Source organism: Prosthecobacter fluviatilis, assembly GCF_042655725.1.
In the GTDB taxonomy this organism is placed as follows: Bacteria; Verrucomicrobiota; Verrucomicrobiia; order Verrucomicrobiales; family Verrucomicrobiaceae; genus Prosthecobacter; species Prosthecobacter fluviatilis.
The window spans coordinates 249,154-275,340 of record NZ_JBHSMQ010000006.1 but is presented as its reverse complement, the minus strand read 5'-3'; the positions used below and the strand labels follow the sequence as shown (position 1 = coordinate 275,340).

Sequence of the window (26,187 nt, the reverse complement as noted above, 5' to 3'; positions counted from 1 at the left end):
AACCAGATCATGAGGATTTACGGCCCCGCCTCCGGCGGCGATTCCACAACTGCTTGGTCGCTTCAACCAGATTGATCAAACGGATGTGCCAGCCCACCCAGGTATTGGCATAATGATGAATGGCATACGAGTTCAACCTGGATGCCAGTTCACGGCGCTCGTCCTTAAACCTCATCGACGGAGGCGCCGGGTAGAAAGGAACATGCGAGTGGATGGTGATGTCATCATGATCGCATGCATAGGCCTCGATCCGCTCATCGAAGATCTTAATGCCCATGCGAATGACGTGGAAAGCATGCGGTTCGAAGCGCCGCCTTGGGCGGAACCGATCAACCGTCGCCTGCATGATTTCCAGCAACAAAGGATGCCCAGCTGGCGAGGCAATGAAGGCATTGATGATGAAAGGCCGCCCGCACATGGGGATGCCGATGCCGCCATTTTCGCGCCCCACGATGATGCGGCCGTCCGCCACCAGAGGTTCCAGAGAACGAAGCGCTTCAAAATCCATGTCCGCGTAAATGCCGCCGAACCTGTGCATGTATGCGAGACGGATAAAGTCGATCTTGATGATTGACGGCGTGAAGCGATGAAAGGTCTCCTCAAACTGCGGATAGTGCTCACGGATCAGACGATCATTGTCTTCATCAGTCCACAGCCTATACTCCCAGCCAGGATGGTGCTGCAGCCAGGATTCCTGAAACTCGCGCATGGAGGCTGGCACCTCCCTTGTCTTCCAGGACTGATGAATGATGCGTGGGATCATGGTGTGAGGACAGGCTGCATGCGGCTCTCCAGCCATTTCAACAAGAGGGCAGCGGGAGGACGTTCAAGAAATCGCCGGCGGCATTCGGAGGCACTCGAGCGGACAGACTTGTCCGTCAGACAACGACGCAAAAGCGGGATGGCCCGTGCGGAAGAAAACGAGGCCAGAGGCAGCGCGAATCCAGCACCGGTTTTCACGACTCGCTCCGCATTGTCCGGCTGGTCAAAAACTGAGCAGGCGACGATCTGCGGAACTCCTGCGGCAAGAAACTGGGATACGGTACCGACGCCTCCTGCGTGGACCGCGACATCCATGAATTTGAGCAACCTTGAGTAAGGAGCATAGCTGGCCACATGGACAGAAGGAGGCAAGGACGGGGGGAAATGCGCAGGCTCACCGCAGATGAAAACCGCCTGACAGTCGAGCTGCAAGGCACACTCCAGGGCCGCCCTGAAAAACCCTGCTGCATGCCGCGAACCACCGCCGGCACTGCCAAGAGTGAAAAGCAGCTTTTTGCCTGGCGCCTCCAGGAAAGCGATAAAATCTGCGGACAGGGGAGATTCCTCAGCCAGATCTTCGAGAGGGAAATCCCACTGGAAGGTGTTGGCTGGCCAGTCAGGCTGGGGTTTTCCGAACCAGGACGGGAACAGCGCCAGGACTCCATCGGGTGAGTGGTACCAGTCTTTCCGCAGGCTGCGCGGAGGTCGCACCCCCTGATCAAGGCAGCATTGCCTGAGCACCGGCATGGGCTGGAAATCGCCGGATGCCGCCGCGAGTATCAGTTTGCGCAGAAAGACCGGGAGCTTTCTCAGCACGCGCACCCAGGGCAGTCCGGCGGGCAGATCGTAGGCGCTGATGAATGGAGCAGGCTGGATGTTGGTGGAAACAAACGGAATGCCATGCCTCTCCCGCAGCAACCGCGCCGCGAAGGAGATCATCGGCCCGAGGATTAGATCTGGCCTGCCGCGTGGTGCCACCTCCTCTGCGTAGGCCTGCAGGCAGGCGGCGGTACACCGGTCTGCATAGGCGTGCCCTTGCCGCATGGACTGCGCCCCTGACCACAAGGCAGACTCGTGCGACATCCTCTGAAACTCTCCTCCGTCCTTGATGGAGACAAAGTCGATCCCTGCGCGTGTCGCAGCATCGCGATACATGTCCACCCAAAGCATGGTCACCTCATGCCCCCGCTGTTTCATCTGGCGGCCCAACCAGATGAAGGGCAGCACATCCCCGGCCGTGCCGTGAGGCATGAGAAGGATTCGTTTGCTCATCGGTTAGGAATAATTGGAGGGCTGCATGCGCTGCTCCAGCCATTCCATGAGTGCGCTGGTTGATGGGCGGTTTTTCATGAGCCGCTTCGTGCAGTCGGCGGCTTTTTGACGCATGGCCGCGTCTTCCAGGCATTTCCTCAGGAGAGGCAGCGCCCGTCTGCAGTCGAATTTTCGAATGTCCAGCCCCACCCCAGCCCCCATGCGCTCCAGACGTTCCGCGTTGTCCGGCTGGTCGAAGCCCATGAAGACGATGAACTGCGGCACGCCGGCCTTGAAGCCTTGGGCAGTGGTGCCTATGCCACCATGGTGCACAAAGACGCTGGCGTGCTGGAGCAATGTGCTGAAGGGCGCATACTTCACGGCAAGAACGGTGTCAGGCAGACGGCCGGGCACCTGCCCGAGCTCACGAGTCACAAAGACAGCGCGGCAGCCAAGGCGTGTGCAGAGCTCCAGCGCGGTTTCAAAGAACTCACGGGCGTGCAGGTTCCCGGTGCCGGGCGTGAAGACCACCGGCTTTTCTCCCGCCGCGAGAAAGGCGACGAGTTCAGGCGACATGGATCTTTCTTCTGCGAGGTCTTCAAGCGGGAAGTCCCATTGCAGAGTGTTCACAGGCCAGTCGGGCTGTGCCTTTCCATACCAACCAGGAAACAGGGCCAGAACGCCATCGGGAGAAAGCCACCAGTGGCGCTGGAGATTGCGGGGTGGGGGCACGCCATTTTCGTGGCAGTTTCGACGCACGTGAGGCATGGCAAAACGGTCATATGGCATCACCAATCCAAGGATGATCTTACGCACGAAGACCGGCAGCATTCTCATCAGCCCCGCGCACAGCATGCCACCGCATATCTCATGCGCGCTGATGAAAGCGGGGGGATACAGCACCACCGAAATCAGGGGCAACCCGTGTTTTTCACGCAAAAAACGTGCCGCAAAATTGATGTGAGGCGCGACCAGAAGGGCGGGCATCCCGTCATGCGCCACAGAGGTGGTGAATGCCTTGATGTACTCTTCCATGCACTCTCCCGCGTACGCAAAACCCGCCTGCAATCCCCTGTGGGGCAACCATAAGTCGGGATTCCGAAGGAGTTTCTCAAATCCAGCACCGGGCATCGGCACATAATGAATGCCCGCCCTTTCGGCGGCTGGCTGGAAGGATTCCACCCAGATCATCGTGACGCTGTGCCCCCGCCGGATCAACTGCCGGCCAAGCCAAATATAAGGCAGCACATCACCCGCAGTGCCATGGGGAAGAAGGAAAATTTTACTCATGCAATTTTTTATTCTTTCCTCCGGACATGATTCTCTGCTCAATCCATGCGACCACTGCTTCTGTATCTCTGGCGACGTCGTTCCGGGGGGCCAGCTGGCGCGCCTTTTCCCGCATGTGCGGGTCCGACAGGCAGCGCTGCAGCAAGGGCAGCGCACGTTCGACTGAAAAACGGCTCACAGGGATGCTCAAGCCCACGCCGAGGCGCGCCACGCGTTCCGCGTTGTCATGCTGATCCAGCGCCATCTCCACCACGAGCTGCGGCACACCTGCCGCCAGACTTTGCGCAATGGTGCCAATGCCACCATGATGCACAAACGCGCTGGCGTGCGGCAGCACCGCGCTGAACGGAGCATAGGAAGCGACGAAGATACCCGCAGGCAGGTCAGCAGGCACCTGCGTCGTTTGAGGAGTCAAAAACACAGCGCGGCAGCCGAGTTTTTCTTTCAGGGCGAGCGCGGTTTCAAAAAACTGCCTGGCGTGGTGGTGTCCGGTGCCGGGCGTGAAGACCACGGGGGCCGCCCCGGCATCCAAAAACGCTTTCAGTTCGGGGTCCAGCGGACGCTCTGCCGCCATGTCTTCCATCGGAAAATTCCACTGCAGCAGATTTTGCGGCCAGTCCGGCTGAGGCTGTGCAAACCACGCCGGAAACAGGGCCAGAACTCCGTCAGGAGAGTGCCACCACTGCTTCCACAAGCTCCACGGCTTGGTGACACCGTTTTTGGCGCAACTCCGCCACACGGAGAACAAGGCAAAAACATCGAGCGGGTTCGGGAACGCCAGGATGGCCTTGCGCACCCATACGGGCAGTCTTCTCACCCAGCGAACCAACGGAATGACGAGCGGCACATCATACGCGCTAACAAACATCATGGGGTAGAGATGCACGCTGACCAGCGGGATGCCGCGCTTTTCCCGCATCAGCCTGGCACCAAAGCAGATCATGGGAGCCAGCATCAGATCAGGCATGCCCTCCCTGGCAATGAACGCCTCCACCGCCTCCACATAATCGCCCGTGGCGCGCCCGGCGTGCTGGTAGGCCACTTTGGAGCCATGCCCTGCCCGCCATAAGTGCGGATCGCTCAGCATCTGCTCCAGCGCATCATTGCCGACAGCCGCAAAATTCAGCCCTGCGCTGACGGCATGCTGCTCGTGAAGACGTGCCGTGATCATTGTCACGCGGTGCCCTCTCCGCATCAGCAACCTGCCCAGCCAGATGAATGGAAAAATGCTGCCGGAAGTGCCAAACGGCAGCAGCAGGACATGGCTCATGAGATGGGGTGGCAGGGCTTCATGCGTGATTGGATCCAGGCAAAAAGCACCTCGTGAGAAGGCATCTGCCGCAATTTCGCCGCGCATTCTAGCGCAGCCTGACGAATTTCAATGCCCTCCAGAAGGTGTTTCAGCTCATGCGCCACACGCTCAGGCGTGAACTGCCGCACGTTGAGCCCCCTGCCAGCGCCGAGGCGTTCCAGACGGTCCGCGTTGTCGGGCTGATCATGGGCCATCGCCATGATGAGCTGCGGCACACCGGCGGCAAAACCTTGGGACATCGTGCCGATGCCGCCGTGATGCACAAACACCGCGGCATGCTTCAGCAGCGTGCTGAAAGGCGCGTATTCGACCGTGAGAATACTGGATGGCAAATTGGGCGGCACCTGCTTAGGCTCGCGCGTGACAAAGACTGCACGGCAGCCGATTCGCTCGACGGCTTCCGCAGCGACAGCAAAAAAGCGTGATGCCTGCACATTCGCACTGCCCGGGGTGAAGATGACCGGGGGCTCTCCGTGTGCGAGAAACGCCTGCAACTCCGGCTGCAGCGTCTGCTCCCTGGCGAGGTCTTCGAGTGGAAAGGTCCATTGCAGCAGATTGGCCGGCCAGTCTGGCTGCGGCGCTGCGAACCATGCGGGAAACAAGGCGAGCACGCCATCCGGTGAGTCCCACCACTCACGCCACAGACTGCGCGGCGGTTTGACGCCATTCGCCGCACAGATGCGGCGCACTTTGGGCAGCGCGAAGAGATCGACAGGATTCGGCAGTGAGAAGATCAGCTTTTTGAAACCCGCAGGCAGCTTGTTGAAGAGGCGCATGAGCGGATGCAGCAGCGGTGTCTCATGCACGCTCAAAAAAACGGCGGGCTGCAAATGCACAGTGATCAACGGGATGCCATGCTTCTCACGAGCCAAGCGCCCGGCAAATGCGGTGACGGGAGCCAGCATCAGATCAACTTTTCCGCAGCTCTCGATGGCCGCGAGATAAGGCTCGACGGATTTGGCGGCGAACTCAAACACGACCTTGGTGCCGATGCCGGACTTCCAGATGCGGGGGTCTCGGATCATGGCCTCGAACTCATCTCTTTCTCCGAGAGAAATGAACTCAATGCCGACTTTGCGCGCCTGCTCTTCAAACAGACATGCCGTAATCATTCTCACGCGGTGTCCGCGCGCCGTGAGCTGCCTTCCCAGCCAGATGAAGGGAAACACATCGCCGGCACTGCCGAAGGGAAGCAAAAGAATCTCAGCCATGCGTCCAGCGTTTGAGCAACGCAGGCAGGGCCTGCGGACGCGACATTGTCACATAGATGCCTCCGACCACCGCACTGGCTCCACAGAACCAGAAAATGTCCCCGGGCGTCCAGCCAAGGCGGATGTTCAGCTCCTTTTGCAGCAAAGCGGCGGCACTGATGCCCACCCACGACAGCCACGAGGCCGCTCCCTGCACCGAGCCTTTGCGGTCTGCCGGCGGCCGGTGCTGCAGCACGGCAGCAAGCGGCACAATGAACATGCCACCGCCGATGCCCAGCAGGGTGAGGCAGACAGTGAATGCCGATTTGGAAATGTCGGTCAGCCCGAGCGCGAAACCCATGCTCGCCATGAGGAAGGCCCCAAGCGGAATGAGACCATACTCCACATGATCCCCGCTCAATTTTCCCGCGAGCAAGCTGCCCGCCGCCATGCCGACGGCAAGCGCGACCTGCAAGGCGCTGTTTTCCATAGGCTTGATGTGCAGCACCTGCTCCGCATAGAGAACCAGGTTCATCTGAATGAGCACGGCGATGAAAAAGAAGCCCGTGTTGCCGAGATTCGCCCGCCACAGATCGCGGTCCTTGCGCATCCATTTGAATTCACGCCACAGGTCACCCAGGAAGTTGATGCGCAGCGGTTTGTCAGGGCTCGCGGCAGGCACGCGCGTGATGCCCAGGCTCATGAGCCAGCCAGCAAAAGCGAGGGCCAGCAGAATGCCGCCCGACCACGCCGGCCTGCCAGCAAAGCTCTCCGCCAGCCAGGCGGCGGCCAGGGTGCCGAAGATGGCCGCGAGGAAGGTGAGCATCTCGATCACGCCATTGGCCCACGAAAGCTTTGCAGGAGGCACCACTTCAGGCAGCGAACCGTACTTGGATGCCGCAAAGAAGGCACTGTGAACTCCCATGAGGCAGATGCTCAAGAGTTGCAGCCCCATCCTACCGGAAGCCAGCGCATAGGTGGCGAAGATCATGATGCCGATCTCCATGATCTTCACGCCTATCATCACATGCCGTTTGCTGAAGCGGTCTGCCATCCAGCCGCCAAACATGGAGAGCAGCAGGAAGGGAATGGCGAAGTACATGCCCGAATCCGACACGAGCGCGTCGAGCTGCTCCTTGGGCAGCTTCTGAGCGATCACCAGATAGATGACCAGCCACTTGAGCACGTTGTCAGAGAAGGCTCCTTGAAACTGAGTGCCCATCAGGCTCCAGAAGCCGCGCTGCCAGCTGGATTGAAGAGTTGGAGGGGAAGAAGCATTCATGCGCGTTTGGCGGCGGCTTGTTCGGGCGTGGGACAGATTTTCTTCAGAACAAAGTGTGTCGGCACAAAGACCACGAAGATGAGCAGCGCAAGCCATGTGACGAGATAAAGTTCGGGGCTCATCCAAGTCTGGGGGTGCGCGTCGTCCATACCGAAAACGTAGTTCACATTACGCGGCAGATTGGGGTCGGAAAGAATGGCACCGGCCTTCGGCATCCAAAAATAGGCCACGAGGCACGAGGCCGAGGCCACCACCGTCCAGCCTTTGAGGGCACGCCTGTCATAGCCCAGCCTGAACACGAGCCAGGCCAGCAGAAAGGGCAGCCAGCCGTGGAAGAGAGACAGGCTGCGCAGAAACAAAGGCTTGGTCTCATCAACCATGTAGGCCGTCATTCCCGTCATCTTGAAACCGCAGAGCTGTGCGGCAAAGTCCACGCACCACAACGCCTGAGGCATCAGGATTCCCACCGCTGGCAAGGAGAGGAGCAGCGGACTTTCCCGCCATATCCCGAACAGCGTGAAGACAAGGGCGATGTCGCAGAAATAGAGGAAGTTCGTCGGGCCGTAGTGATACCAGTAAACGGGAATCAAAACCGCCATGAAGGCAGTGTAGGCAAGCTTGAGCCAGAGCGGGATGGCGTGGGCGGATGGAGTGTTGCTGTTCATGCATCAGGAGCATCCAACCATCGGCCCAGTCTGACCAATCGACCGTCTGTGAGCTTGCATTGAGAAAATGCATGACCCGCCGCCATCAGGCGCGTCAGGCCTACTGCACGCTCAGGCAGACCATGTCACCGGCGGCGTTGCGCACGTAGATGTGCCCGTTGGCAAGCACCGGAGCGCTCCAGCAACGGCCGGTGAGCACCGGGGTGCGGGAGATGGGCTCAAACTTAGTGGCGCTGGCCTTGGCGATGATGAGCTCGCCTTTGGCGGTCATGATGATGAGCTTGCCATCGGCTGCCATGAGAGAACAGAAGCCGACATCGGCGGCGCTCCACTTCTCCGTGCCCGTGGCAAAATCGATGCACTTCAGGCTGGCGGATTTGTCTGAATCGCCATCGCTGCCATACAGATGACCGTCAATCAGCACGCTGGAGTTGAATTGGTTTTTCATCACCCGGCTTCGCCAGATCTCCTTGGGTTCGGCGGAGGCGAGATCGAGCAAGGCGCAGCCTTTGTTGTAGCCGGAGGAGATGAAGAGCTGCGTGCCGCTGAGGATAGGATCTGCCGCATTCACGCCGTAGCTGGTGGACCAAGTGTGCTCCCACAGCACGCTGCCGTTGCTGGGGTCGACACCTTTGTAGGCGCGGCCGGAACTCAGCACGACCTGCGACTTGCCATTCACTGTGATGGGATACGGCGTGCAGTAGCCGGAGCTGGCCTTGTCGCTGGTCCACACGGTCTTCCCCGTGGCTTTGTCAACGGCAGTGCCGGCTTTGCCAACGTTCACTATGAGGAGCTTGCCAGCGACCAGCGGCGAGCCTGCGAAACCCCAGTCCGGGATGTCAGCCTCGGTTTCCTTCTGGATGTTTTTCTGCCACACGACCTTGCCCGTGGCGGCATCAAAACAAATCAGGTCGCCCCAGCGGCTCAGATGGTATGCCTTGCCATCTTCAATCGTCGGCGTGGCGGAGGTGCCGCCTTCATAATACTTATCCCCGAGGTCGGCGGCGTAGGCGTGCTTCCAGACTTCCTTGCCAGTGGTGGCGTCAAAGCAGAAGACCGTGTCCTTGCCGTCCGCATGCCCTGTGGTGTAAACGCGACCGGCAGCCACGGTGAAAGAGGCAAAGCCGATGCCAATCTGTGCCTCCCAGACCTTTTTGACCGCCGTCCCCGCCAGTTTCTCACTTGAGATACCGTCATGATTGGGGCCGCGCCAGACCGGCCAGTCAGCGGCTTGCAGGGCTGTGGTGGCAAGAAGGAGAAGGAGCGTGGATTTCATACCCCCAGAATGGAGCGGGAACGGCCTGAAATGGCAAGCTTGATCTCGATTGCGCCGCAGTGTTCCATTCCTGCGCTGCCAGTGCGGTTTGCACTCGCCGTCCGCCTGTTCTTGTGCTTTTTCACCTGCCCATGCCAGCCACCGCCACGATCACCAACATCTCCTGCTATCAGTTCGCCGACCTTTCCGGATTGAAGGACATGCGTGCCCGCCTCCTGGAACGCTGCAAAGAGCTGGGACTCAAGGGAACCATTTTGCTGAGCACGGAAGGCATCAACATGTTTGTGGCAGGCGTGCGGGAGAATGTGGATGCTCTTATGGATGAACTGCGCGCCATTCCAGGGCTGGAAGGACTGAAGCCCAAATACAGCGAGAGCACGGAACAGCCGTTCCGCCGCATGCTGGTGCGCATCAAGAAGGAGATCATCGCCTTCGGTGTCGAAGGCATCGAACCGGCAAAGTACACCTCGCCACGCCTTGAGCCCAAGGTGCTGAAGCAGTGGCTGGATGAAGGCCGCCCGGTCATTCTGTATGACACACGCAATGACTACGAAGTGAAACTGGGCACCTTCAAAGGCGCCGTCGTGGCGGGTGTCGATTCCTTCCGCGAATTCCCCGAGGCGGTGCGCCGCCTGCCACCGGAGATGAAGAAGGCGGAGATCGTGTCTTTCTGCACCGGCGGCATCCGCTGTGAGAAAGCCGCGCCCTTCATGGAGCGCGAGGGCTTTGAGCATGTGTGGCAGCTTGAGGGCGGCATTCTGAAGTACTTTGAGGAATGCGGCAGCGCGCATTACGACGGCGAGTGCTTTGTCTTCGACCAGCGTGTGGGCGTCGATCCCGGCCTGCATGAGACCGCCTCCTCGCAGTGCTTTGCCTGCCAGACTCCGCTCACAGCGGAAGAGCAGGCCGACCCCCGCTATGTGGAGCATGTCTCCTGCCCGTACTGCTTTAAAACCTCCGAGGAGCAGCAGCGCGAGAATCTGGCGCAGCGCCATGCGGCGATCCTCCAGGCGGTGACGCCGCTGCCGGGCAGTGTGCCCTATGATCAAACGCGGCCGCTGAATGTACCGGAGGCCTGTGATCACGCCACCATTCTGGACTGCCTCTGCCACGTGATGCCGCACATCCCGCGCGAGCAATGGCTCGCGGTCTGTGAAGAAGGACGCATGGTGACGGATGAGCGCGTGATCGTGCCGGCTCACCAAATCGTGCGCGCCGGGGAGCGCTACCTGCACCTGAAGCCTGCCCAGCGCGAACCGGATGTGAATGCGGACATCCGCGTGCTGTTTGAAGATGAGGCCATCATCGTCCTCAACAAACCCGCCCCGCTGCCGGTGCATGTGGGCGGCAGGTTCAACCGCAACACGCTGCAGTTCATCCTCAACACCGTCTGGCATCCGCTGAAGCCGCGCAGCGTGCATCGCCTCGACGCCAGTACAACGGGCGTGACCGTGCTGTGCAAGACACGCCACTTCGCCAGCTTTGTGCAGCCACAGTTTGAGCGTGGAGAGGTCGAGAAGCTTTATCTTGCCCGCGTGAAAGGACACCCGCCACAGGATGCCTTCACCTGTGATGCGCCCATCAGTGATGAAGCCGGCAAACTGGGTGGCCGCTCCGTTGATGCCGAAGGACAGGAGGCCAGGACAGAGTTCCGCGTGCTGCGGCGCGATGCCGATGGCACCGCACTCCTTGAGGCCCGCCCGCTCACCGGACGAACGAATCAAATTCGCATCCATCTCTGGCATCTCGGCTTCCCGATTCTCGGCGATGCCGCGTATCTGGCCGATGGCGAAGTCGGCGAGACGCAGACCCTGGCCGTGGGAGATCCCCCGCTCTGCCTGCATGCCCTGCGCATCACCTTCACGCATCCTTTGACGAAGGAACGCGTGACGTTTGAAGCAGAGCCGCCAGAATGGGCAAAATGAACCTCACTCTTGCCGACCCTCTTTATCGCCAGAACCTGAAGGCGCTCTACCGAGACACGTTGCTCAAGGACGTGATGCCCTTCTGGATGAAGCACGGCATGGACCGTGAGTTTGACGGCATCATCACCTCGCTGGATCGCGATGGATCCATCCTGGACACGGACAAGAGCATCTGGTTCCAGGGCCGTGCGGCCTGGACGCTTTCCACATTGTACAACACCGTGGAGAAGCGCAGTGACTGGATCGAGGCGGCGGGATCGTGCCTGGCGTTTCTGGAGAAGCATGGCTACTCCACGGATGGAAAACTGTTCTTCACCGTCACCCGCGAAGGCAGACCGCTGCGCATGCGGCGCTATGTATTCAGCGAGGCCTTTGCAGCCATTGCCCATGCAGCCTATGCCAAGGCCACGGGCGATGAGGGCTACGCAGAAAGGGCCAGGAGAGATTTCGCCACCTATTTGAAATACTCCTTCGAGAAAGGTTTGATGCACCCGAAGATCGAGCCGAACACGCGGCCGATGATGGGCATCGGGGCCTTGATGATCGGCATTGCCACGGCGCAGGAACTGCGCGCCAACCTCGGTGATGTGAAGATTTCAGGACATAGCTGCACGGAGTGGGTGGACCGCTTTATTTTGGAGATTCAGCAGTTCTTCTTTAAACCAGACATCGGGGCCCTGATGGAGGTCGTTTCACCGGATGGCGCGCTCATCGACCACTTCGACGGCCGAACCCTGAACCCGGGGCATGCGCTGGAGTGTGCGTGGTTCATCCTGCATGAGGGCCGCTGGTGGGGGGAAAAGAGCTACATCAAGCTTGGGCTGGAAATCCTCGACTGCATGTGGAAACGCGGCTGGGACGAAGAGCACGGCGGCATTTTCTATTTCCGCGATGTGCTGGGGAAACCGGTGCAGGAATACTGGCACGACATGAAATTCTGGTGGCCGCACAACGAGGCCATCATCGCCACGCATCTGGCCTGGCACATCACCGGGGATGCCAAGTACGCCACGTGGCACCAGCAGGTGCATGACTGGAGTTTTGCACACTTTCCCGATGCGGCCCACGGCGAGTGGTTTGGCTACCTCCATCGTGATGGCAGCCCCTCCTCGCTGCTGAAGGGCAGCATGTGGAAGGGCCCGTTCCATCTGCCGCGCATGCTGTGGTACTGCGGGCAGCTGCTGGAAGAACACGGCATTCCGTCAGATTCCCTGTAACAAAAGCCTGAGAGGAGGGTTGAGCACCTGAGCGGCGCCCGCTAGCTTGCTAACCACCATGGCCATTACCATCGACGAGATACTCCAAGCCGCCGAAGACCACCAGGCGAGTGACATTTTCCTGCAGGAAGGCGAGGTGCCGCGCATGAAGATAGCCGAGCAGCTCATGATTTTCGGCGACGAACCGCTGCTGCTGCCTCAGATGGCCGGGCTCTGGCAGGCCTGCGGCGGAGACACGCTCAATGACACGGATCGTGACTCCGGCCTGGTGTCACGCACTCATGTGCGCTTCCGTGTGAACCTGCACAAAGTGCTGGGCCGCATGGCGGCCGTGCTGCGCCGCATCCGCACGGACATCCCTGCCCTGCACACATTGGGTGCGCCGGACTGGCTGCTGCAGCGCTGGGCTCAGAAGCAAAACGGCATGATCCTCGTCACCGGCGCCACAGGACAGGGCAAATCGACCACCCTGGCGGCGCTGCTGCAGTGGATGAATGAAAACATCGCAAGGCATGTGATAACGATCGAAGATCCGGTGGAGTACATCTTTGCCAACAACCGCTGCCTCTTCACCCAGCGTGAGGTCGGGCGTGATACGCCCACTTTTGCCCGTGGGCTGCGCAGCGCCATGCGGCAGGCGCCGGATGTGATTTTTGTGGGAGAAATTCGCGACCAGGAAACGGCCCTGACCGCACTCCAGGCCTGTGAGACGGGCCATCTTGTGCTTGCCTCGATGCATTCCGCCACCGTCTCCGAAACGATGGAGCGCTTTGTGAACCTCTTCCCGCCGGAGCAGCTCGGCATGGGGCTGCACCTGCTGGCACATCAGCTGGTCGGAGTTTTGTGCCAGAAGCTCGTTCAGAATGTCCATGGCAAGCTTTTCATGCTGGCTGAGCACCTGGAGAACGGTGGTGCCGCGCGTGATTGGATCGCAAAACGGAACCTTTCCGGCATCACCGACTACATGAGCCGGGGCAGCGATCCCAGCACGAGGACATTCCTGCACTCGACCGTGGCGGCTTACCAAAACGGCATCATCTCCGAAGCTGAAGCCGTGGCCTCCGTGGGCAACGAGGCTGAATTTCGCCGTGCGGCACGCGGCATCTCCTGAGCCCCTCCTTTTTCATCCTCATGCGCTCTCACGACCTCATCGAATACCTGGCCATGGTCACAAACCAAGGCGGCTCGGACTTGCACCTCAGCGTGGATGCCCCACCCACGGGCCGCCTCCATGGCCAGCTCCAGCCGCTGACGGATGAGATTCTGGAAGCGGGAGACATCCGAGAGCTCGTCTTTGCAGTTTTGAAGGAAACCCAGCGCGCCAAACTGGAGCAGGACTGGGAGCTGGACTTCGCCATTCAGGTGGAAAACCTGGGGCGCTTTCGTGGCAACGCCTGCTACGTGCTGGGCCGCGTCGAGGCCTCGTTTCGCTTCATCCCTGAGCAGATTCCCGAGCTGCGTGATCTTGGGCACGGGCCGACGGTGGAAAGCCTGTGCAATCTGCGCGACGGGCTGATCCTCGTCACCGGGACCAGCAACTCAGGCAAGACAACGACGCTGAGCTCGATGACGCAGCACATTTCCCGGCAACGGCAGGCCAACATTGTGAGCATCGAAGACCCCATTGAGTATGTGTTCAAGCACTCGCGCAGCCTGGTGCGTCAGCGTCAGGTGGGCAGCGACACGCACACCTTTGCACAGGCTCTGCGCAGCGCGCTGCGGCAGGACGCGAATGTGATCATCATCAGCGAGCTGCGGGATCTCGAAACCATCAGCACCGCCCTGACAGCGGCTGAAACCGGCCACCTCGTCATCAGCACGCTGCACACGCAGGATGCACCATCGACCGTCATGCGTGTGATGGATGCCTTTCCTGAAGATCAGCAGGACTTCGTCGCCTCTCAGCTCGCGCACAGCCTGCAAGGTGTGATCTGTCAGAACCTGCTCTCCAGGCTTGACCAGGAGGGACGGGTCATGGCTTCGGAAATCATGGTCAACAACCAGGGCATCGCCTCCTGCATCCGCTCCCGGAGGCTCCAGCAGCTGCCCAGCCTGATCCAGATCGGAGCCAACGACGGCATGCATACCATTGATGACAGCGTGACCCATCTGGCGATTCATGGCTTCATTTCGCTCGACGACGCGCTGCTGCGAGCACGCGACAAGGACTTCGTGATCGCCGGCTATGAGCGCAAGATGCGTGAGCGTGAGGGCAGGAAGCGCTGAGGCACAAAAAAGCGGAACCAGTCGCCCGGTTCCGCTTTCTAAACGCTGATCATGCCAGCGCCGTGGGGACTACTTGTTCTTGGCGTCGAATTTGGCTTTGCACTTCTCGCAGCAGAAAGCGACGGTTTTGCCGTCTTTGCCGGTGCTGGTGATGCTGGGGTCAGCAGGCTTGCCGCTGATGGGGCATTTGTCGGCAGCCATGGCGGCCGAAGCGAAGGAGAGGGCGCAGATGGTGAGCAGTGTTTTCATCGATTTGTATGGGTATGGGTGTGACCGGTGAAATGACCGGCCAATGCTCGAAACGTATGAAACAGGGCGTTTCTTGTCGATCTTTGAGCGTTCCTTGCCCGATCTGCCAGAAAACCACCCGCGGCCTGCTACTCCCCAAAACCATGTCTTTCCTCTCCCGTGAAGCCACCGTCGCCAGCCCTGGATTCAGCCGCTGGCTAGTACCGCCCGCAGCCATCGCTGTTCACATGTGCATCGGGCAGGTGTATGGGTTCAGCGTTTTCAAGAAGCCGCTCGCCAGGGCTCTGAGCATCACCGCTCCCGGTGCGGGCGATTGGAGCGAAGCCGATGTCGGCGTGGCCTACTCGATCGCGCTCGCCCTGCTCGGGCTCTCGGCAGCTTTTTTCGGCAAGTGGGTGGAACGCAGCGGCCCGCGCAAGACCATGCTCGCCAGCATGCTCTGCTTTTGCAGCGGTCTGGTGCTCACCTCACTCGCCGTGCGCTGGCATCAGCTCTGGCTGCTGTATGCGGGCTACGGATTGATCGGCGGCATTGGGCTGGGACTCGGCTACATTGCACCGGTTTCCACCTTGATGAAATGGTTCCCTGACCGGCCCGGCATGGCCACAGGCATGGCGATCATGGGATTCGGCGGCGGTGCGCTTATCGGCGGGCCGCTGGCCGAGGAATTGATGAAGCACTTTTCCACTGCAAGATCCGTCGGGGCCAGTGAGACGCTGCTGGTGATGGCGGGTCTTTATGCCATCTCGATGCTGTTTGGGGCTTTGATCGTACGGGTGCCGCCTGAAGGCTGGCAACCCGCTGGCTGGGTGCCCAAGGAGCATGTTTCAAAACTGGTCACGACCGCCAATGTCGCCGTGGACACCGCCTGGAAGACACCTCAATTTTGGACGCTCTGGGTCGTGCTCTGCATGAATGTGAGCGCCGGCATCGGCATCCTCGGACAGGCCTCGCCGATGATTCAGGATATGTTCAAGGTCACGCCAGCCGCAGCGGCCGGATACGTCGGCCTGCTTTCGCTCTGCAATCTCGGCGGCCGGTTTTTCTGGTCTTCCATGTCCGACTTCATCGGGCGCAAGGGCATCTACTGCATCTACTTCATTCTGGGGGCCGCCCTGTATGCCAGCGTGCCGTGGATCCAGGGCCAGGGCAGCGTGACGCTGTTCGTGGCCGCCACCGGGCTGATCCTCACGATGTATGGCGGCGGTTTTGCCACCATCCCGGCCTACTTGCGCGATCTCTTTGGCAGCTATCAGGTAGGCGCGATCCATGGCCGGCTCATCACCGCCTGGTCCATGGCTGCGATCATCGGCCCGCAGCTCATGGACCGCCTGTCTGTGGCCAACAAAAAAATCATGCCTCCCGAACAGGCCTACAACTCGATCTTTCACCTCATGGTGGGCCTGCTCGTTGTCGGTCTGATCTCCAACCTGCTTGTCCGCCCTGTCGATTCCAAGCACCACATCGCTGAAAACGCCCAAGCCTGACTCCCGCCATGAAAGCTCTCACCCTTCTCCTCGCCTGGACGTGGATCACCCTGCCGCTGGGCTGGGGCGTGTATCAGTCCGTGCAGAAATCACTGCCCCTGTTTGGCATCACGGCAGTTGCGAAGTAGCGCGGGCGTGGCTTTGATGTGCCACACATGCTTTCGAACGCCACCTTCTTCCTAGCCCGCCGCTACCTGCGCGCGAAGCGTTCGTTTGTCTCTGTCATCACCGTCATCTCGATCCTGGGTGTCGCGGTCGGCGTTCTGATGATGATCGTGGTCAGTTCGGTCATGAAAGGGTTCGAAGGCGAGTTTCGGAAAACCCTCATTGGGTCTGAGCCTCACATCCTGCTGCATCCGCAGAACCAGAAACCCACGGACTCCAGATCAGCGGCCGATGTGCTGGCCAAGGTGCGTCAGCAGCCTGACGTGCTCGCCGCCAGCAGCTACGTCGGCGGCACGATGTTTGCGGAGCATGCGGGCCAGCAGTCCGGCATGGATGTGCTGGGCCTTCCTGAAGATGGCGCCAAGTTTTACATGGCAAAAATCGCCAGGCACAAGGACGAAGGCTCGCTGGAGCTCGCTCCGGGCGGCGTGGTCTGCGCCGACTATGTCGCGAGCGGGCTCGGGGCACATCCCGGCGACGCCATCAGCGTTTATGCCTCCGGCAATGTCACCAGCGCAGTCAGGCGCTTCCGCATCGCCTCGGACGAGCAGGACGAAGCCAAGCGCCATGCTGCCTACGAGGAGATCAAGCTCAACCCCAGGGATATCCAGCTGCTGGGCACCACCCGGGTGGAATCTGCGGGCACCTATGGCTATGTCACGCTTGAAACAGCGCAGCAAATCTTCGGCCTGGGTGATCAGGTCAGCGGTGTGCTGATCGAGCTCAAGCAGCCCGGAGAGGTCAAGGAAGTGATCAAACGCTTCACCGCTGCGGGCATAGTCCCACCCGAATGGAGTGCCTCGCTGTGGACCGATGCAGGCGACGCCCGCCTTGCCGCCATGAGCAATGAGCGTGTGATGATGTGGATCGTGCTCCTGATCATCGCGATTGTCGCAGCGTTCTCGGTCATGAACACGACGATCACTGTCACGACACAGAAGCGGCGCGAGATCGGCGTGCTGACAGCGCTAGGTTCAAGGCAGAGCCAGATCATCGGCATTTTTGTCTCCCAGGCGGCCTTTGTGGGCATTCTCGGAACATTGGCCGGGCTCATTCTCAGCGGGCTCGTGCTGCGATACCGTGATGAAATCCGCATGGGCATCGCAGTGCTGAGCGGTGGCAGCGCCAATGCCGACTCCGGCATGTTTCTGGCCACCATCCCGGCACAGGTCGAGCCCTGGTTCGTCGTCGTCACCTGTCTGGGCTCCATCACATTCTGCCTGCTCGCCGCCCTGCCACCCGCCTGGCTGGCCTCCCGCGTGGACCCTGCGGTGGCGCTGCGTGACTAATCTCAAAACTTCCATGACCAGCGCCCCCCTCTTCCTCGCCCTGCGCTATCTGCGGCCTACGCGCTCATTCATCTCGGTCATCACCGTGATCTCGATGCTCGGCGTCATGCTCGGCGTCGGCGTGCTGGTCTTTGTCATGTCCGTTTTCAGCGGGTGGCAGCGTGAGTACCGGCAGATGCTCATCGGCTTTGAGCCGCATGCCATGGTCGAGCCCGTGGGAGGCCCCGAAGGTGCGCCCCACGTTGACTGGCGCGAGCTGAGAAAAAACCTCGCCGCACGGCCAGAGGTCGTTTCCGCCGTGCCGGTGGCAGACAGAACGAGGGAGGGGCGGGCCGGCATCCTTGTCGTGGAAAACGAGGGCAGCCTGCAGGGAGTGAGCGTCATCGGCATGGCTGATGACAAGGACAACGGGCTTCTGCAAAAATTGAAAAAGCACGTCAAGGAGGGAAAGTTTGATCTCCAGAACGACACCATCATCCTCAGCGACAAGTTTGCGAAGGAGATCGGGGCCAAGGTCGGTGACACGCTGGTCGTGCATGCGGCCGAAAGCGTGAACCAGTTCATCCAGAAGTACCGTGAGATCCCCGAGAACGGCGACAAGAAAAAACGTGCCGAGGCGCTCGACAGCGTCACCGTGCTGTCCAAGGACCTGATCCTTGCCGCCACTTTGCGTGCGGACACCGCCGGCCTGCGCGGGTATGTGCCGCTGCATGTCGCCCAGGAGTTCTTCAACCTCGACAGCGCCATCAGCGGGATCGACCTGGAACTGAAGGACCCGGACAATGCCGAAGAAGTCATGGCCACGATCTACCAGTCAGGAGCGCTGCCTGAAAGCTGGGGCTACCGCACCTGGGAGCAGGAGCATGGCATGATGCTGGAGTCCGTGAAAAACCAGGAGACGATGATGTGGTTTCTGCTGCTTTTCATCATGCTCGTCGCCGCCATCTGTGTGATGAACACCACCATCACTGTCACTGTGAAAAAGCGCCGTGAGATCGGCATTCTCACGGCGTTGGGCACGCGTGCCTGGCAGATCATCGCCATTTTTGTCACCCAGGCCGGAATCGTGGCTCTCGTCGGTGCGGTGGCCGGACTCGCAGGTGGCTTCTTCGTTCTCAGCATCCGCAACTGGTTGCGCGAGCAAATCGCCGGCCTGACCGGCCGCGACATCTTCCCGCAGGACATTTATTTTCTCTCCAGCATCCCGGCGCACGTCGATCCAGAGAAGATTCTCGCCATCTGCGCCACCGCCATCGCCCTCTGCCTCCTGGCCGCGCTGGTTCCTTCATGGTTCGCCGCACGAGTGGATCCTGCGGTAGCGTTGCGGGACGGGGGCTAGGACTTGTGCGAGGTGTCATTTTGTCTGCGCCATTCATCCAGCCTCTGGGCAAGCGTCTCCGCAGTGACGGATTCCGTGATGCCATCCACAAGGGTTTTGGGTTTGCCGAAGATCGTCTCTGCGCGCACACGGTAATAAAACTTGCCGCCTGACTGCATGTCGGAGTCATGGACGAAGCCGGTGATGTGGCGCGGCTCGAAGGTCTCATGCCAGGAGTAGAAGGGGCCCACGCGGTTCAAGATGCGGATCTCCCGTCTGTTGATCTCAAGGCTGCGGCTGTGCAGCAACATCCACACCCCGCCCCCGACAATGAGCGGCGAGGTGATGCCCCAGAGGAGCCGGAAGACAAGCGGAGCCCCCTGCGCCTGCATGAAAAAAAAGGCCGCAGACCAGATGGCCCCAAACAGCAGCAAAAAAATGCCCGCTGCACGATTCCTCCCTGGAGGGCACAGGATGGAGACAGGCAGGCCACCGTCATCCACCTCCATCTCAATGCCCCTGGCATTCAGCCGCATGAGCAGATCATCCATGCTCAGCAGCGGCGCCCGCCCCGGCTGTGCAGACACGACTTGCCCTGCGCTTTCCACGGCTTCGGCCGCGGAAATAAAAACAGGCAGCGGCAGCACCACAGGTCTGCCACCTTGAGAGGAGCTGACTTCCAGTGTCCACACATGCTGCTCTCCCTCCGTCGTAACGATTGAGGCCTCGTCCAAGACAGCACATGGCAGGCCACGCGGAATTTCGATGCGGAGCGGCAGCGCCACGCCGCCCGCATCACGCCGAGCCTCGGCAGCGGGCAGTGTTGCAGCATGCTCCCAGATGGTTTCCTTCGCGGTGGCGTGGGAGTCACCGCTGTTGCGCGTGATGTGCCGCTGGCAGAGCACACGTACTGAAAAGGTGCTGTATGGAGAAGGCACACGGGAAAGCCTCAGTTCGCCCAGCAGCGGATGCCCCGGGGCAACCGGCACCCGCTGGAGCAGCAAAACGGGGCGGCCCAAGGTCATCCGGGACTTGAGCCGCCTCCAGGCGAAGTGAAGAGGAATCCAGGCCAGCGCGGTGGGGATGAGCGCGAGCCAGGCCAGCGCCGACCTGAAAAGCTCCCCGCTCAGAATCACGGCGAGGCTCAACGGCATTTGCACCAGAAGAATCCAGCCGGCGACTCCAAGAATAAACAGCAAGGGGTCTGGCTCTGGATAAACCCTCTCCCCCACCCACTCGGGACGCCAGAGCCACGGAGCCTCCGGGTGCTGCGCTCTGTGCCGTGCGATCTTGGCCGCCCTGCGCGACTGGCGCCAGCCGCCGATCGAGACCAGGCAGCCCGCCAAGGGAAATGTGGTCGGAAAAATGGAAATCAGGAGCAGCAGCTGCCAGCGGAGATCACGGAACAGCAAAGCCTGATCCGGCCTGGATGGATTCACAAAGCAACGAAACTGACCTCCAGACCTCCTTGCAGACTCAAGCTGCTGAAAAGCCTCCTGCTGAAAGCTGCCCATGTTGTCCGAACCGCCAAAGATCCCCACCTTTTCACCACGGTAGGCACGGCGGTCAAACTCGTAACGATACCTGGCCAGAACTTCATAGGTCGGCCCGCCTTTGCCGCTGTAGGACTTTTTGAGCTCTGCTGTCTCAATCCAGCACGGTGCCTCCACCCACTCACGCGCCTCCCACCATCCGCCAATCATGGGCAGATAGAAAAAGAAGCCGACGGCAACCCCAGCCAGTATAAAAGGCAGACCAAAGAGCACTGCACAGCCTCCGCTGAGCTGTTTCGTGGAACGGACCGAAGAGCGGTTTGAGCGTAACATCTTCACAAGATGCCACAAACCGTCTGACTTCCGCAACAACCGCGTATGATTCCGGCCATGCCTCCCGCCTTTCATCCCTATGGCCCTTCGCACAAGGCGGCGCTTGCCGTCACTCTGGCGGTGTTCATCGTCATGCTGCTGCTCTCCCGGACACGCTGGGCCGTGCTCTCGCAGCGGGTGCTGGGGGGCATGCTGCTGGCCCTGTACCCCATCGGTCTCAGCGTGCATGCCATGCATGGCTCTCTTAATGTTACGACGGCGCTCCCGCTCCAGTACTGTGACATTGCGACGCTCGCGGCGGGCTTGGCACTATGGACGCACCGCCCGTTTTTTTGTGAGGTGGTTTACTTTTTTGGCATTGCCGGGACCCTGCAGGGGCTGCTCACCCCCGCTCTGATCTACGAGTACCCGGACCCACGTTTCTTTTTGTTTTTCATCATGCACGGAGGGGTGCCGATCACGGCCTTCTACGTCGTCACCGCCATGAAAGCCCGCCCGCGTTCCGGAGCCGTACGGCGCATCATGACCTTCTCAGTAGCCTGGTATGCAGCAGTGGCGGTCGTGAACTGCACGCTGGGGGCAAACTACGCATTCCAGTGTTCAAAACCCGTCCAGGCCAGCCTGTTTGACAAGCTGGGGCCCTGGCCGTGGTACAACTTCAGCACCATCGGGCTGGGTCTTGTATTTTACACCGTTCTCCACCTCCCCTTTGCCTTTCGCAGACCCCGCCCTTGACACAGGGAGCATTTCCGGGCGTTTCGCCCCCCCTCAACCTCCCCGAGATGTCGCTTTGCATTTCCAAATTTGCCCCCATAATCGCCGCCCTTGAAAGCCCCTCCAACCCAGCCCACGAAAATGAGAACCCCAGCATGGACCACCGACGACAGCGCCGAGCTTTATGGCATCCGCGAATGGGGGCATGATTACTTCAACATCGCCAAAACAGGCGAGGTCACGGTGAAGCTGAAGGACGGCAAGAAGACCAAGGATGTCTCCCTCGCCTCCATCGTCAAAGGCCTGCGTGAGCGCGGCACCCAGCTCCCGCTGCTCATCCGTTTCGGCGATCTGCTGCGCTGGCGCATCGACGAACTGAACGAAGGCTTCGCCTCCGCGATCAAGGAAGGCAAATATCAGGGTGTTTATCGTGGCGTTTACCCCATCAAGGTGAACCAGCAGCAGGAAGTCATCGAGGAAATCACCCGCTATGGCCGCAAGTATCACTACGGCCTCGAAGCCGGCAGCAAGCCGGAGCTGATCGCCGCGCTCAGCTACATGCACGATCCGGAAGCCTACATCGTGTGCAACGGCTACAAGGACGAGGAGTTCATCGACCTGGCGCTCAATGCGCAGAAAATGGGCCTGCAAGTCATCCTCGTTCTTGAGATGCCAACGGAGCTGGACCTGATCCTCGAACGCTGTGAGAAGATGGGCGTGCGCCCCACGCTGGGGGTGCGCTTCCGCCTCAGCGCCGAAAGCGCCGGCCACTGGAGCGGCTCCGGCGGAGACGCCAGCGTCTTCGGCCTGAACATCTCCCAGCTGATGCATGTGGTCGATCACCTGCGCGAACGCGGCATGCTCGACTGCCTGCGCATGCTGCACTACCACCAGGGCTCCCAGATCCCGAACATCCGCGCCATCCGCCAGGCCGTCACGGAGGCCACACGCGTTTACGTCGGTCTCGTCCAAGAAGGCGCCCGCATGGGCATTCTGGACCTCGGCGGCGGTCTGGCCATCAGCTACGACGGCCTCAAGGGCGCCAGCGAAGCCAGCAGCAACTACGGCACCAAGGAATACTGCGCCGACATCATTGAGGCGATCACCGAAGTCACTGCCGAGGCTGGCGTGCCCCACCCGGACCTCATCACGGAATCCGGCCGCGCCATCGTGGCCTATTACTCCGTCCTGATCATCAACATCCTCGACATCAACCGCTTCGAACCTCGCAAGAGCGTGGCGGAACTCGAGCTCGACAAGGACGCCCCTCCCCTCCTGCGCAATCTCTTCGAACTCCGTCTCGACGCGGAAAAGCATGCCACCAAGACCTCCCGCGACCGCCTCCAGGAGATCTACAACGATGCCATCTACTACCGCGACAAGCTGCGCAGCGAGTTCAATTACGGCAAAGTCAACCTCCGCGAGCGCGCCCACGGTGAGGAGCTCTACTGGGACATCCTCACCTGGGTGTCCAAGATGCTCGAAAGCTGCGGCCACGATGGCAGCCAGATGGACCGTCTGGACACCATCATGACCGACTTCTACTACGGCAACTTCAGCGTCTTCCAGAGCCTGCCGGACCTTTGGGCCATCGACCAGATCTTCCCGGTCATGCCCATCCACCGCCTCAAGGAGAAGCCCACGCGCAACGCCGTGCTCTCCGACATCACCTGCGACAGTGACGGCAAGATCGACAAATTTGCCCACTCCAGCGGCATCAACCCCACTCTCCCACTGCACGATCCGCAGATCGAGAAAGGCCACGAGTACATGCTCGGCATTTTCCTCGTCGGCGCGTATCAGGAAACCCTCGGCGACCTCCACAATCTGCTCGGCGACACCAACGTCGTCAGCGTCCGTGTGGAAAACGGCAAGGTGAAGTACAGCCGTGAACTCGAAGGCGACAGCGTCTCGGAAGTGCTCACCTACGTGGAGTATGACCCGAAGGACATGCTCACGCGTTTCCGCAACCTCGCTGAAAGCGCCGTGATTTCCAAACGCATCACCGCCACTGAGCGCCGCGAGATCATGGAAAGCTTCGAGGCCGGCCTGCGAGGCTACACGTATTTCGAGAGCTGATTCAGCTCACATAAACGTCGCCTTCCGCAAGATCGCGCGCTGCAGCATCTCCAGATACTGCGCGCAGGGGATCTCGTGCCCGCCAAACATCGCCAGGTGCGGCGTGGTCCACTGCGTGTCATGCAGCAGGTAGCCGCGCTCGTGCAGACGTCTTTGCAGGTAGGTCAGCGCCACCTTGGACGCCTGCGGCTCGCGACTGAACATCGACTCGCCAAAAAACGCCCCGCCGATGCTCACCCCGTAGACGCCGCCGCGCAGCTTGCCGTCCCGCCAGACCTCCGCGCAGTGGGCAAAGCCCAGCCGGTGCAGTTCCTCATAGGTGTCCATGATGGTGTCGGTGATCCAGGTGCTCTCTCGGTCGGCGCAGCCACGTATCACATCGCCAAAGGCGCTGTTCCAGCGCACTTCAAAGGGATGGTCTTTGAGGTAGCGCTCAAAGCGGCGCGGCACATGAAACTCCGCCACGGGCAGGATTCCACGCATCTTGGGCCGGTACCATGATATGGAGCCATCCTCCTCCCCCATCGGGAAGGCACCCTCACAGTAGGCATTCAAGAGGTCCACAGGCTCGATTCGCTGCATGGGGCCAGTTTCAAGTTCCCCCCTCAAAGTTTCAAGCCGCGTGATTCAAACTTTGAACTTTAACCATGAAACTTTAAACTGAGCACTCGTGAACCTCGCCAATCAGATCACCGTTTTCCGTATCCTGCTGATCCCCGTCTTCATCGGGCTGGTCATCTACTACGGCGACAGTGCCCGCAGCGAGCACCCGGACGAAGCCCTGCGTCTTTGGGCGGCGGCGGTCTTCGGAATCGCCGCCATCAGCGATGCCTTCGATGGCTGGATCGCCCGCCGGTTCAATCAGCGCACCCGTTTCGGCGCCATCATGGACCCCCTTGCGGACAAGCTCCTGATGCTCGCCGCCATCATCCTGCTGAGCTTCACCGCCTGGCGGCAGCATTTTCCTCTTTGGTTCCCCATCCTGGTCATCGGGCGGGATCTCCTCTCCATTGGCGGCGCTTTCGTCATCGACCACTTCGCCGGAAAGCTGCAAATCCACACGCACTGGACTGGCAAAACCGCCACTTTTTCCCAGATGGCGGCTATTTTGTGGATCCTCCTCGACCTCAAGCCCGAATGGTGCATCTGGCCCACGCTCTTCGCCGGTTTCTTCACCGCGCTCTCCGGAATCATCAATCTGGTGGACGGATACCGGCAGCTCCAGTCTGCGGGTCACGATTGACGCGGGGGGCTCACCGTGCTCCTTGAGCAATGCTCAAAACCGTCGCCATCGTCGGACGCCCGAATGTGGGCAAGTCCGCGCTCTTCAACCGCCTTGCCGGCAAAACCATCTCCATCGTCCATGACCAGGCCGGTGTGACACGGGACCGCATCACCGCGCAGTGCCGCCGCGGGCCTGCTTGGTTCGAGATCATGGACACGGGAGGCATCGGCGCCAGCACGGACGATGTGCTGACTGACCAGGTCCAGACGGAGGCCTCCATCGCCCTTGATGTGGCGGACCTGCTGCTCTTCGTGGTCGATGTCGTCGATGGCATCACCACCATTGATCAAAGCCTCGCCCGCGAGCTGCGCCGGACCAGCAAGCCCGTCATCCTCGTGTGCAACAAGGCCGACTCCCCCAAGCGCAAGCTCAATGCCGGCGAATTCGCCCGTTTCGGCTTTGCCGACACCGTCGAAGTCAGCGCCGCGCACGGGCTCGGCATCGACGATCTCGTTGCGCTCATCTCCGAGCGCCTGGACCTGAAGGAGTCCACCGAAACGGAGGACGCCATCGCCCATCAGAATGTGCGCCCCTTGAAGCTTGCCATCGTCGGCCGGCCCAATGCAGGCAAATCATCTCTCGTGAATGCCATCCTGGGCAAGGAGCGCGCCATCGTCAGCGATGTGCCCGGCACCACGCGCGATGCGCTCGACATCAAGGCCACCTACAACGGCAAGCACTACCAGCTCATCGACACCGCAGGCATCCGCCGCCGCTCGCATCTGGACACAGTCGTGGAGATTTCAAGCGTGGACCGCAGTCTGCAGAGCATCAAGCGCGCGGACCTCTGCCTGCTTGTCATTGACTGCGCCGCCGGTGCCAAGATGCAGGACCGCAAGATCGCCCAGCTCATTCTGGAGGAGCGCAAACCCTGCATCCTCGTCATGAACAAGTGGGACCTCTTCCACCCGGATGCCAAGCAGAAGGACCGCATCGAGCATCTGGACGAGCTGATGCGCCGCGAGTTTTTCTTCCTGAACTACGCACCGCTCGTGGCCATCTCGGCCAAGAACAAGGACCACATCGGCAAGCTCTTTGTGCAGATCGAGAAAGTGCGCAGCGGTGCGCAGAACCGCATCGGCACCGGTGCCCTGAACCGCCTGCTGGCCAATGCCATTGAGAACACCCCCGGAGCCCTGGGGCGCAGCACCCACAGCTTCAAGCTGCTTTATGCCACCCAGGTCAACGAGGCCGAAGGCTTCGCCATTCCCGTGCCGCACTTTGTGCTCTTCGCCAACCGCGCCTCCAAGCTCACTGACAGCTACATGCGCTATCTGGAGAAAGTCATCCGCGACGAATGGAACGCCCCGGGCGTGCCCTTCAAGATGAGCGTGCGTGGCAAAGGGCCGAAGAACCCGAAGTAAGCTTGTCCGATGCCT

General features: G+C 60.5%; 23 protein-coding genes and 2 pseudogenes. 13 read left to right on the top strand and 12 right to left on the bottom strand.

The window, feature by feature from the left end; all coding sequences use genetic code 11:
- Window positions 1-7 precede the first annotated feature (7 nt).
- From ACFQDI_RS17380 to ACFQDI_RS17340, 9 genes and pseudogenes are all read right to left on the bottom strand, one after another.
- Window positions 8-763 carry a glycosyltransferase family 32 protein gene (locus tag ACFQDI_RS17380; protein WP_377169086.1) on the bottom strand — a complete coding sequence of 252 codons (756 nt, stop codon included), beginning with the start codon at window positions 761-763 and terminating at the stop codon, window positions 8-10.
- A complete protein-coding gene (locus tag ACFQDI_RS17375; protein ID WP_377169084.1) occupies window positions 760-2,034 on the bottom strand; it encodes a glycosyltransferase in 1,275 nt (424 codons plus the stop codon). The genes ACFQDI_RS17380 and ACFQDI_RS17375 overlap by 4 nt, the downstream gene beginning before the upstream one ends.
- Before the next feature lie 3 nt (window positions 2,035-2,037).
- A complete protein-coding gene (locus ACFQDI_RS17370; RefSeq protein WP_377169225.1) occupies window positions 2,038-2,745 on the bottom strand; it encodes a glycosyltransferase in 708 nt (235 codons plus the stop codon).
- Between the two features lie 186 nt (window positions 2,746-2,931).
- Window positions 2,932-3,303: pseudogene (locus ACFQDI_RS17365) on the bottom strand (glycosyltransferase); the annotation flags it as partial.
- The gene (locus tag ACFQDI_RS17360) at window positions 3,296-4,573 is read right to left on the bottom strand and encodes a glycosyltransferase (protein ID WP_377169082.1); all 1,278 of its coding nucleotides are present in this window, start codon (window positions 4,571-4,573) and stop codon (window positions 3,296-3,298) included. The gene ACFQDI_RS17360 and the pseudogene ACFQDI_RS17365, both read right to left, overlap by 8 nt.
- The gene (locus tag ACFQDI_RS17355; RefSeq protein ID WP_377169080.1) at window positions 4,570-5,826 is read right to left on the bottom strand and encodes a glycosyltransferase; all 1,257 of its coding nucleotides are present in this window, start codon (window positions 5,824-5,826) and stop codon (window positions 4,570-4,572) included. The genes ACFQDI_RS17360 and ACFQDI_RS17355 overlap by 4 nt, the downstream gene beginning before the upstream one ends.
- A complete protein-coding gene (locus tag ACFQDI_RS17350; protein ID WP_377169078.1) occupies window positions 5,819-7,087 on the bottom strand; it encodes an MFS transporter in 1,269 nt (422 codons plus the stop codon). Before ACFQDI_RS17350 ends, ACFQDI_RS17355 begins: the two co-directional genes overlap by 8 nt.
- On the bottom strand, window positions 7,084-7,752 hold the full coding sequence (locus ACFQDI_RS17345) for a hypothetical protein (RefSeq protein WP_377169076.1): 669 nt from the start codon (window positions 7,750-7,752) through the stop codon (window positions 7,084-7,086). Before ACFQDI_RS17345 ends, ACFQDI_RS17350 begins: the two co-directional genes overlap by 4 nt.
- Window positions 7,753-7,852: 100 nt before the next feature.
- Window positions 7,853-9,028, bottom strand: a complete 1,176-nt coding sequence (locus ACFQDI_RS17340; protein ID WP_377169074.1) for an outer membrane protein assembly factor BamB family protein — start codon at window positions 9,026-9,028, stop codon at window positions 7,853-7,855.
- Window positions 9,029-9,159: 131 nt separating this feature from the next.
- Between ACFQDI_RS17340 and ACFQDI_RS25190 the strand changes: the two are divergent.
- The 5 genes and pseudogenes from ACFQDI_RS25190 to ACFQDI_RS17320 all read left to right on the top strand — a co-directional run.
- Window positions 9,160-9,993 (top strand): annotated as a pseudogene (locus tag ACFQDI_RS25190) (sulfurtransferase); the annotation flags it as partial.
- A gap of 48 nt (window positions 9,994-10,041) precedes the next feature.
- A complete protein-coding gene (locus ACFQDI_RS25185) occupies window positions 10,042-10,953 on the top strand; it encodes an RluA family pseudouridine synthase (RefSeq protein WP_464694260.1) in 912 nt (303 codons plus the stop codon).
- The gene (locus tag ACFQDI_RS17330) at window positions 10,950-12,170 is read left to right on the top strand and encodes an AGE family epimerase/isomerase (protein ID WP_377169070.1); all 1,221 of its coding nucleotides are present in this window, start codon (window positions 10,950-10,952) and stop codon (window positions 12,168-12,170) included. The genes ACFQDI_RS25185 and ACFQDI_RS17330 overlap by 4 nt, the downstream gene beginning before the upstream one ends.
- A 58-nt stretch (window positions 12,171-12,228) precedes the next feature.
- Entirely contained in the window at window positions 12,229-13,281 is a 1,053-nt protein-coding gene (locus ACFQDI_RS17325) for a type IV pilus twitching motility protein PilT (RefSeq protein ID WP_377169068.1), read from the top strand.
- Window positions 13,282-13,301: 20 nt separating this feature from the next.
- Window positions 13,302-14,396 carry a type IV pilus twitching motility protein PilT gene (locus ACFQDI_RS17320; protein WP_377169066.1) on the top strand — a complete coding sequence of 365 codons (1,095 nt, stop codon included), beginning with the start codon at window positions 13,302-13,304 and terminating at the stop codon, window positions 14,394-14,396.
- 69 nt (window positions 14,397-14,465) lie between these two features.
- Here ACFQDI_RS17320 and ACFQDI_RS17315 read toward each other — a convergent pair whose 3' ends face one another.
- A complete protein-coding gene (locus ACFQDI_RS17315; RefSeq protein WP_377169064.1) occupies window positions 14,466-14,645 on the bottom strand; it encodes a hypothetical protein in 180 nt (59 codons plus the stop codon).
- A gap of 143 nt (window positions 14,646-14,788) precedes the next feature.
- On the opposite strand from ACFQDI_RS17315, the gene ACFQDI_RS17310 reads away from it, so the two are divergent.
- The 4 genes from ACFQDI_RS17310 to ACFQDI_RS17300 are packed head-to-tail and all read left to right on the top strand — an operon-like array spanning window position 14,789 to window position 18,925.
- On the top strand, window positions 14,789-16,132 hold the full coding sequence (locus ACFQDI_RS17310; RefSeq protein WP_377169062.1) for an L-lactate MFS transporter: 1,344 nt from the start codon (window positions 14,789-14,791) through the stop codon (window positions 16,130-16,132).
- Between the two features lie 8 nt (window positions 16,133-16,140).
- Window positions 16,141-16,260 (top strand): MFS transporter small subunit, encoded by a 120-nt coding sequence (locus tag ACFQDI_RS25180; protein ID WP_417715080.1) that lies wholly within the window; start codon window positions 16,141-16,143, stop codon window positions 16,258-16,260.
- A 27-nt stretch (window positions 16,261-16,287) separates the two neighbouring features.
- Complete coding sequence (locus ACFQDI_RS17305; RefSeq protein WP_377169060.1) at window positions 16,288-17,586, top strand: FtsX-like permease family protein; 1,299 nt, start codon at window positions 16,288-16,290, stop codon at window positions 17,584-17,586.
- Window positions 17,587-17,599: 13 nt separating this feature from the next.
- On the top strand, window positions 17,600-18,925 hold the full coding sequence (locus tag ACFQDI_RS17300; protein WP_377169058.1) for an FtsX-like permease family protein: 1,326 nt from the start codon (window positions 17,600-17,602) through the stop codon (window positions 18,923-18,925).
- Here ACFQDI_RS17300 and ACFQDI_RS17295 read toward each other — a convergent pair.
- Window positions 18,922-20,607 (bottom strand): DUF3592 domain-containing protein, encoded by a 1,686-nt coding sequence (locus ACFQDI_RS17295; protein ID WP_464694179.1) that lies wholly within the window; start codon window positions 20,605-20,607, stop codon window positions 18,922-18,924. The two genes, ACFQDI_RS17300 and ACFQDI_RS17295, sit on opposite strands and share 4 nt — an antisense overlap.
- 180 nt (window positions 20,608-20,787) lie before the next feature.
- Between ACFQDI_RS17295 and ACFQDI_RS17290 the strand changes: the two genes are divergently transcribed.
- Together ACFQDI_RS17290 and speA are read left to right on the top strand one after the other, a co-directional pair.
- The gene (locus ACFQDI_RS17290) at window positions 20,788-21,465 is read left to right on the top strand and encodes a YwaF family protein (RefSeq protein WP_377169054.1); all 678 of its coding nucleotides are present in this window, start codon (window positions 20,788-20,790) and stop codon (window positions 21,463-21,465) included.
- Between the two features lie 120 nt (window positions 21,466-21,585).
- On the top strand, window positions 21,586-23,523 hold the full coding sequence (speA, locus tag ACFQDI_RS17285; RefSeq protein ID WP_377169052.1) for a biosynthetic arginine decarboxylase: 1,938 nt from the start codon (window positions 21,586-21,588) through the stop codon (window positions 23,521-23,523).
- A gap of 6 nt (window positions 23,524-23,529) precedes the next feature.
- Here speA and aat read toward each other — a convergent pair whose 3' ends face one another.
- A complete protein-coding gene (gene aat, locus ACFQDI_RS17280; protein ID WP_377169050.1) occupies window positions 23,530-24,105 on the bottom strand; it encodes a leucyl/phenylalanyl-tRNA--protein transferase in 576 nt (191 codons plus the stop codon).
- A gap of 88 nt (window positions 24,106-24,193) precedes the next feature.
- Here aat and pgsA point away from each other — a divergent pair, with 88 nt between their 5' ends.
- Window positions 24,194-24,766, top strand: coding sequence for a CDP-diacylglycerol--glycerol-3-phosphate 3-phosphatidyltransferase (pgsA, locus tag ACFQDI_RS17275; RefSeq protein ID WP_377169048.1), 573 nt, complete (start codon window positions 24,194-24,196; stop codon window positions 24,764-24,766).
- Window positions 24,767-24,795: 29 nt separating this feature from the next.
- Window positions 24,796-26,172: a ribosome biogenesis GTPase Der gene (der, locus tag ACFQDI_RS17270; protein ID WP_377169046.1), complete on the top strand. Its 1,377-nt coding sequence runs from the start codon at window positions 24,796-24,798 to the stop codon at window positions 26,170-26,172.
- Window positions 26,173-26,187 lie beyond the last annotated feature (15 nt).